This window comes from Rhodanobacter thiooxydans LCS2, from assembly GCF_000264375.1.
Lineage (GTDB): Bacteria > Pseudomonadota > Gammaproteobacteria > Xanthomonadales > Rhodanobacteraceae > Rhodanobacter > Rhodanobacter thiooxydans.
In genome coordinates, this window is the sequence record NZ_AJXW01000024.1 from 70,392 (window position 1) to 77,444 (window position 7,053).

The following is a 7,053-nucleotide window of genomic DNA, read 5'->3' on the forward strand; positions in this document are numbered from 1 at the left end:
ACGATCAGCGGCCATGCGCCGGCGCCGTGTCCTTCGCCCAGCGCGTGGCCACCACCACGCGCATGAAGTCGTCGAGCAGCGCGCGGCGTGACGGGTCAGCGTCGTCGAACGCCATCGACCAGCTCAACCGCACCCCGCTGGCCACGCCGGGGTCGCAGAACACCAGCACGTCGTCGATGCGATCGCTGCCCTGGTAGACCGAAGCCTCGCACGGCATGACCGGATGCCGCACGGCGAAGGTGGAGGTCTTGCCGGCGGGGTCGCGCTGCAGGTAGCGCTTGCGATCGGCCTGCACCTCGTCGGCCAGCGTGCCCAGCTGGCGCGGCCACACGTTGAGCACCATCACCCGCTGCGGCTTGCCGCTCCACTCGCCCTGGTAAAGCACGGCGTTGACGCCAATCGCGCGCGCGTAGGTGCAGCAGTCGCGCGTCCAGCCGGCCGGTGTGGCGGCGCTGATGGCCCAGGCCGGCGCGTTGCCGTCGCGGGCGCCGCGCGCCAGCACGCCGTCGTCCTGGGCGGCGGCCGGCGCCGCGACGGCAAACAGCAAGCACGCCAACGCCAGCAGCAGGCGTCGCCTCACGGCTTCCACCGGTAGCCCACGCCATGCACCGTCTCGATCGCGTCGAACTCCGGCGCCACCGCGATGAACTTCTTGCGGATGCGCTTGATATGCGAGGTGATGGTGGCGTCGTCCACCACCAGCTCCGCCTCGCGCATCAGCTGGTCGCGGTTCTTCACGTGGCCCGGGAAGCGGATCAGCGTGTGCACCATCCAGAATTCGGTAACGGTGAGCGGGACCTCCTCGCCGTTCCAGGTGATGCGCATGCGCTCGGATTCCAGCTTCAGCGGGCCGTGCTCGATCACCGTCTCGCTGCTGGCCGGCACCTTCAGCGACTCGATGCGGCGGAACAGCGCGGCGATGCGCGCAGCCAGCTGGTGCAGGCTGGTGTCCTTGGAAAGGTAATCGTCGGCGCCCAGGCGCAGGCCGGAGATCACGTCGAAATCCGAGTCGCGCGCGGTGAGGAAGATGATCGGCAGCGTGGCGGATTTTGCGCGCAGCTCGCGGCACAGGTCGAAGCCGCCCTCCGGCTCGTCGCCCAGGCCGATGTCGATGATCACCAGCTCCGGCAGGCGCATCGCGAAGGCGCCGGAGGCTTCCCGGCGCGAGCCGTAGCCGCGCGCGTCGTAGCCGAAGCGGTTCAGGGCCTCGACGTAGTTGGCACGGATCAACGGTTCGTCCTCGACGATGGCAATGCTGCGGCCCATGGCGCGCTCCCTGTAGTGGTGCGCGCAGCGTGCTATGCGAATCGCGCGTACGCAAGCCGTGTGGCGCAGCTGCCCGTGTTTTGCCACACGGCGACAGCCGCCCGGCCCGATTCCGCCGGCGCCAGCGCCCGCGGCGGCGGTTTGATGAGCATCAAGCCATCCGCAGGGCGTTCAACGATGTCACAGCCCGAATCCCCCGACCGCGATCCCAACGCCGAACTGCACGGCTTCGAGCCACTGCGCGCCGTGCTGGCGATCGGCGCGCTGCTGCTCGGGCTGCTGCTCAGCCTCTGAGGCGAGTGCCATGGACACATCCTGTTTCGACCCGTACCCGTTCGATCTCCTCTCCGTGGAAGACGGCGGTGCATCCGGCGCGAAGGGAGTCGCGCCGGATGCGGGGCAAGCGCAGCCCGATCCCGACTGGCAACCGCTGTAGCGCGACCACCGCGCCCGTCCCGCATGGTGGTTGGTTTCCCCTCCTCGCGAGGGGATTTTTCGGCCGGGAACCGCGCCGGGTCGTGGCATCGGCCCCGTTCAGGAATCTGCGGGAACCAAACCGGATCACCCCGGTCAGTAGTACTGATTGGTACCGTTCCCCTTGCCATGGAACGCGCCGGCACGACGGCAGACCACCCTCCCTGCGAAGCAGTCGTGCCGGCACACCAATCAATGGTGTCTCCTCACACGTCTCCGACGACGTTTGTCCCGGCGCAGCCGTTTACTGCGTCGGGACTTTTATGCGTGGATGGTTTGCGGCAAGCGCCGCCGAAGGCTGGTGCTCAGCCGATCGCCTTGCGCATGGCGGCGGGAATGCTCAAGCGATCGCTTTGCGCATGGCGGCGATCTCGGCACGGTAATCCGGCGCGTGGAAGATCGCGGAGCCGGCCACGAAGGTGTCGGCGCCGGCCGCGGCGATCGCGCCGATGTTCTGCGCGGTGACGCCGCCGTCGATCTCCAGCCGGATCGCACGGCCACTGGCGTCGATGCGCGCCCGCGCCTGGCGCAGTTTTTCCAGCGCGCCGGGGATGAACTTCTGCCCGCCGAAACCCGGGTTCACCGACATGATCAGGATCAGGTCGAGCTTGTCCATCACGTAGTCGAGGTAGTCGAGCGGCGTGGCCGGGTTGAACACCAGCCCGGCCTGGCAGCCCGATTCCCTGATCAGGCCCAGCGTGCGGTCGATGTGCTCGCTCGCCTCCGGATGGAAGCTGATCAGGCTGGCGCCGGCCTTGGCGAAGTCCGGCACGATGCGGTCGACCGGCTTGACCATCAGGTGCACATCGACCGGCGCGGTGACGCCGTACTTGCGCAGCGACTGCAGCACCATCGGGCCGATCGTGAGGTTCGGCACGTAATGGTTGTCCATCACGTCGAAATGCACCCAGTCGGCACCGGCGGCGAGCGCGGCGGCGGTGTCCTCGCCGAGCCGGGCGAAATCGGCAGCGAGGATGGACGGGGCGATGATCGGGGATTGCTTGGGCATGGCTGATACCGAAAGGTCGAAGATGCCTATTGTAGGAGCCCGCTGGCGGGCGATGCTTTTGCTCTGGAGATTCAGAGCAAGAGCATCGCCCGCCAGCGGGCTCCTACAAGCCGCGCATTTCCTTGATGCGGTCGTACGCCGCGTTGATCTCGCTGGCGCGTGCCTCCGCGCGCTTGCGCATGTCTTCGGGCAGGTCGCCGAGGCGGTCGGGGTGGTGTTCGGAAATCAGTTTGCGATAGGCGCGCTTCACCGCGCGGTCGTCGGCGTTGCGGTCGATGCCGAGCACCGCGTACGGGTCTGGCCCCTGGGCGGTGCGCTGCGGCGGCACGTAGCCGCCAGCGTTGCCGTAGGCCTGGCCGCCGCCGTAACCGCGCGATCCGCCCGCGCCGGCGTTCCAGGCGTAACCCTTCATCGCCATCAGCGCCATCAGCTCCATGTCGCTGATACGCAGCGCGAACGCCAGCTGGTGCAGGATTGCCATCTTCTCCGGCGGCGGGTTGCCCTCGGCCAGCACCGTCTCGATCACCACGTCGAGTACCGGGAAGGCGTGGTCGCGGCGCAGGCCGACCCAGTTGCGCAGCGCGGCGATGGTCGGGGTGACGTCGAACTCCGGCTGCTTGCCGACGTTGAAGCTGGTCACCGCCTGCCTGCGCTGCTCGGCGTCCAGGCCCATGCGCGTCATCAGCCGTTCGGCGATCGCGATCTCCTGCTCCGATACGCGGCCGTCGGATTTCGCCACCGCACCGAGCAGGGTGAACAGCGGGCCGATGAAGCCGCCGGCTTCCGGCGTGGCGTTCTTGCGCTGGCTGTAGCGCAGGTTGTCGAAGACGAAGCCGATCACCGCACCGGTGACGGCGCCGGGCAGGTGACCGATGAGCAGGCCGAAAAAGGCGAACCACAGCGTGTAGGTGTAGCTCATGGCGTGCCCTGCGGCGCCTGCGCGCTGTACCAGCGGGCCAGCGCGTCGAGCTCGGCGTCGCCGACCGGGCCGATCGCGGCGCGCATCACCGGGGTGTTGCGCCGGCCGTCGCGGTATTGCTTCAGCGCGTCGCGCAGGTAATCCAGCCGCTGGCCGGCCAGGTGCGGCACGCCGGGCATGCTGGCGTGGCCGCTGGCGCCGTGGCAGGCCGCGCACAAGCCCAGCCGGGTCGGCGACGCCGGCGTCTGCGCACGGAGCGGGAAGGCGGCGAGCAGGCACAGCGCCGCGGTCAATAAGGTTTGCATCGGCAACCAATGGGGGCCACAGGTCGCCAATTCTAGCAGCGCACCCGGATTCCCCGAGGCGGCGTTTCCGGCGCCACCGCCGCAGCGGCTAGAATGGGCGCTTGCCCGCCACGTGGAACCCGCCGTCGTGCCCACCACCCTGCCGCAATCGAACCTGCCCGGCCTTGAGCTGATCCACCGCGGCAAGGTGCGCGATGTCTACGCGTTGTCCGACGATCGGCTGCTGATGGTTGCCACGGACCGGCTGTCGGCGTTCGACGTGGTGATGCCGAACCCGATCCCGGGCAAGGGCGAGATGCTTACCCAGATCTCCAACTTCTGGTTCGGCAAGACCGCGCACCTGGTGCCGAACCACCTGCTCGACGTGCCGCTGGCCGAGGTGCTGCCGCCCGGCACCGACCTGAAGCTCTACGAGAAGCGCGCGGTGGTGACGCGGCGGCTGAAACCGGTGCCGGTGGAGGCGATCGCGCGCGGCTACCTGATCGGCTCCGGCTGGAAGGACTACCAGGCCACTGGCTCGCTGTGCGGCATCGCGCTGCCCGCCGGCCTGAAGCAGGCGCAGCAGTTGCCCGCACCGATCTTTACGCCCTCGACCAAGGCCGCGGTGGGCGACCATGACCAGAACGTAAGCTTCGACGTGATGGTCGACAAGGTCGGGCGCGAGCTGGCGGAAAAAGTGCGCGATGCGACGCTGGCGATCTACCGTTGGGCCGCCGCCTACGCGGCCGAGCGCGGCATCATCATCGCCGACACCAAGTTCGAGTTCGGCACCGACACCAGCGGCAAGCTGTACGTGATGGACGAGATGCTGACGCCGGATTCCTCACGCTTCTGGCCGGCCGACGATTACCGCGTGGGCATCAGCCCGCCCAGCTACGACAAGCAGTTCGTGCGCGACTGGCTGGAAACGCAGCACTGGAACAAGACCGCGCCCGGCCCGGTGATCCCGGACGAGGTGATCGCGCGCACCGCTGCCAAGTACGCCGAGGCGCTGCAGCGACTGGCCGGTATCCGGCTCGACTGAAGGTTCCATCGGGGGAACGCTCATGCGCACCATGCAGGACTGGCTCGACAGCTACAGCGGCGACCACCGGAACCCGACCAACCAGGTGTTCCACTGGTTCTGCGTGCCGCCGATCGTGTGGTCGGTGATCGCCTTGCTGTGGGCCATCCCGGTGCCGTTCACCGCGCTGCGCCCCGGCTCGTGGGCGGTGCTGGTGATGGTGCTGGCGTTCTACTGGTACTGGAAGCGGTCGCACCGGCTGGCGGTCGGCCTGCTGCTCGTGTTTGCCCTGTTCGGCCTGCTCACCAATTTCCTGTATGGACAACTCGGTGCCGCGCAGCTGGGCTGGCTCGCGCTCGGCGTATTCGTGGTGGCCTGGATCGGCCAGTTCATCGGGCACCAGTTCGAAGGGCGCAAGCCGAGCTTTCTCACCGACCTTTCCTACCTGCTGATCGGCCCGGCCTGGCTGATGGCCAAGCTGCTGCGCAAACTGGGGTTCAAGCAAGTCACATGACCACTGTGCTTACCGTGATCAGCAGCCTGCTCTGGTGGGTGCTGTACAGCAGCATGGCTGCGCTGGTGTTCGCCCTGGTCGGCTGGTCCGTATTGCGCTGGGCCGAGCGTTGCGCGGTGGTGTTCAACCGCATCTATCTCGCCTGCCTGCTGTGGACCCTGCTCGGCCTGTTGCTGGTGGTCGGCGTGGCCGCGTACGAAGGCCACCTGCATCCGCCCTACGCCGCGCTGCTGAGCTCCGGCCTGCTGCGCTGGATGCTGGTGCTGGACATGCTGATTGGCTGTGTCCTGCTGTGGCGGCTGGTGCCGCGCATCGACGCCCGCCGCATCCGCCCCGGCAGCGCCTGCATGGCGGTGGCGGTGATCATGGCGATCAGCTTCGGCGTGGCCACCAGCCTGGCCTGAAAGCCTGTCCAAGGCGCGAGAGGCGGATCGCTCCGCCCCTCGCGCAGGCTCATGCGTGAGCCAGCATGCTGCCGAAGAACACCGCCATGACGGCGCCGGCGATCAGCGCCAGCACGATGAAGATCACCAGAGAGATCAGCTGCACTACGCAGGCCTTGCCGTAGCCGATCGGGCTGCCGTTCTGCGAAAGCAGCAAATAATTCACGATGGCGGCACCTACCAGGAACTGCACCACCAGCGACAGGAATTCGCCCGAACCTGCGGAGGAAACCATTCCCACGATCGCCATCGCCACGAATGTGGCGATCCAGGTCAATACCACTGCACCCAGCGCCCGCGGGTAGGACGGCATGTAGCCGACCACCAGACGGAACGACACGCTCAGCACCAGCGCGGCGAGCAGCATCGCCACGACGACAATCACCAGCATCGCGAACAGCCCCATGCCGGCCAGCGCGGCCAACGAAGAAGTACCCATACAACCCCCTAGTCAGTGGAAGGAAACCGCCCGGCGGCATCCCCATGCCGACCGCTCTCCCCGGCGGTCGCGCCAGCCTAACCGATGGCCGCGCCGGCGTCTCCCGCGGCGAGATCCAGCCGCGCCATGCCATTCGGCCACCGGCCTGCTCCGCCAGCGCCACCCACTCTTGGTCAGCGTCACCCTGCTGCATCTGGTGCCGCGCACGTAAAGCAGCGGCTCGCTGTTCTCGCCGGCTGCACTACAACGTGACATCGGTGCGATGATCGATCGCATCAACGCGAAGTCCGGCTACAACAAGCTCTACTTCAGCAGCATGCAACTGGCCCCCCGAACTCGGCGCCGCGCCGATGCACATCCCGATCAACCGCGTGCCCGACGCCGGCAGCGAGCACGAAGCCGAGCGCAACGCGCTGTGGATGCAGTCACTGAACCGGTTCAAGGCGATGGCCGAGGAGGGCATCGGCCGTGGGAAGGGAAAAGTGGGGGGATTACCGAAGGAGTAAGTTTGACGGATGGAGCACTACTTCGCAGGTCTGTCTGCGTGACCGTCGGCTCCTCGGAAGCTCCCCCCGATCGTCTACACGGTTTGTTCCTTCACTTCCGCGGAAACGGGGTAGAACCCAGCCGCCCTGATCGCGACATAGGCAAATCACGACTCGGCGGATTCAACTTTGAAGT

Annotated in this window: 10 protein-coding genes; 4 read left to right on the plus strand and 6 right to left on the minus strand. The window is 67.5% G+C overall.

Annotated features, from left to right (window positions below):
• Positions 1–4: 4 nt before the first annotated feature.
• The 5 genes from UUA_RS06130 to UUA_RS06150 all read right to left on the minus strand — a co-directional run bounded on the left by UUA_RS06130 (position 5) and on the right by UUA_RS06150 (position 3,973).
• Complete coding sequence (locus tag UUA_RS06130; protein WP_039953648.1) at positions 5–580, minus strand: hypothetical protein; 576 nt, start codon at positions 578–580, stop codon at positions 5–7.
• Positions 577–1,266: a proteobacterial dedicated sortase system response regulator gene (gene pdsR, locus UUA_RS06135; protein WP_008435172.1), complete on the minus strand. Its 690-nt coding sequence runs from the start codon at positions 1,264–1,266 to the stop codon at positions 577–579. Before pdsR ends, UUA_RS06130 begins: the two co-directional genes overlap by 4 nt.
• An 814-nt stretch (positions 1,267–2,080) precedes the next feature.
• On the minus strand, positions 2,081–2,749 hold the full coding sequence (gene rpe, locus UUA_RS06140; RefSeq protein WP_008435174.1) for a ribulose-phosphate 3-epimerase: 669 nt from the start codon (positions 2,747–2,749) through the stop codon (positions 2,081–2,083).
• Between the two features lie 103 nt (positions 2,750–2,852).
• Positions 2,853–3,668, minus strand: a complete 816-nt coding sequence (djlA, locus tag UUA_RS06145) for a co-chaperone DjlA (RefSeq protein WP_008435176.1) — start codon at positions 3,666–3,668, stop codon at positions 2,853–2,855.
• Complete coding sequence (locus tag UUA_RS06150) at positions 3,665–3,973, minus strand: c-type cytochrome (RefSeq protein ID WP_039953637.1); 309 nt, start codon at positions 3,971–3,973, stop codon at positions 3,665–3,667. Before UUA_RS06150 ends, djlA begins: the two co-directional genes overlap by 4 nt.
• A gap of 127 nt (positions 3,974–4,100) precedes the next feature.
• On the opposite strand from UUA_RS06150, the gene UUA_RS06155 reads away from it, so the two are divergent.
• Genes UUA_RS06155 through UUA_RS06165 form a run of 3 tightly spaced genes read left to right on the plus strand, consistent with a single transcriptional unit; the run spans position 4,101 to position 5,894 of the window.
• Positions 4,101–4,997, plus strand: a complete 897-nt coding sequence (locus tag UUA_RS06155) for a phosphoribosylaminoimidazolesuccinocarboxamide synthase (RefSeq protein ID WP_008435178.1) — start codon at positions 4,101–4,103, stop codon at positions 4,995–4,997.
• A gap of 22 nt (positions 4,998–5,019) precedes the next feature.
• Entirely contained in the window at positions 5,020–5,490 is a 471-nt protein-coding gene (locus UUA_RS06160) for an Mpo1 family 2-hydroxy fatty acid dioxygenase (protein WP_008435179.1), read from the plus strand.
• Entirely contained in the window at positions 5,487–5,894 is a 408-nt protein-coding gene (locus tag UUA_RS06165) for a hypothetical protein (protein WP_008435180.1), read from the plus strand. The genes UUA_RS06160 and UUA_RS06165 overlap by 4 nt, the downstream gene beginning before the upstream one ends.
• 49 nt (positions 5,895–5,943) lie before the next feature.
• Here UUA_RS06165 and UUA_RS06170 read toward each other — a convergent pair whose 3' ends face one another.
• Positions 5,944–6,372 (minus strand): hypothetical protein, encoded by a 429-nt coding sequence (locus UUA_RS06170; RefSeq protein WP_039953638.1) that lies wholly within the window; start codon positions 6,370–6,372, stop codon positions 5,944–5,946.
• 350 nt (positions 6,373–6,722) lie between these two features.
• Here UUA_RS06170 and UUA_RS19275 point away from each other — a divergent pair, with 350 nt between their 5' ends.
• Positions 6,723–6,878 carry a hypothetical protein gene (locus tag UUA_RS19275; RefSeq protein ID WP_155943243.1) on the plus strand — a complete coding sequence of 52 codons (156 nt, stop codon included), beginning with the start codon at positions 6,723–6,725 and terminating at the stop codon, positions 6,876–6,878.
• Positions 6,879–7,053 lie beyond the last annotated feature (175 nt).

Bases quoted from the DNA above. Each gene is read 5' to 3' on its own strand.
- pdsR (WP_008435172.1), bottom strand. From the start codon at position 1,266: ATGGGCCGCAGCATTGCCATCGTCGAGGACGAACCGTTGATCCGTGCC.
- rpe (WP_008435174.1), bottom strand. From the start codon at position 2,749: ATGCCCAAGCAATCCCCGATCATCGCCCCGTCCATCCTCGCTGCCGAT.
- djlA (WP_008435176.1), bottom strand. From the start codon at position 3,668: ATGAGCTACACCTACACGCTGTGGTTCGCCTTTTTCGGCCTGCTCATC.
- UUA_RS06150 (WP_039953637.1), bottom strand. From the start codon at position 3,973: ATGCAAACCTTATTGACCGCGGCGCTGTGCCTGCTCGCCGCCTTCCCG.
- UUA_RS06160 (WP_008435179.1), top strand. From the start codon at position 5,020: ATGCGCACCATGCAGGACTGGCTCGACAGCTACAGCGGCGACCACCGG.
- UUA_RS06165 (WP_008435180.1), top strand. From the start codon at position 5,487: ATGACCACTGTGCTTACCGTGATCAGCAGCCTGCTCTGGTGGGTGCTG.
- UUA_RS06170 (WP_039953638.1), bottom strand. From the start codon at position 6,372: ATGGGTACTTCTTCGTTGGCCGCGCTGGCCGGCATGGGGCTGTTCGCG.
- UUA_RS19275 (WP_155943243.1), top strand. From the start codon at position 6,723: ATGCACATCCCGATCAACCGCGTGCCCGACGCCGGCAGCGAGCACGAA.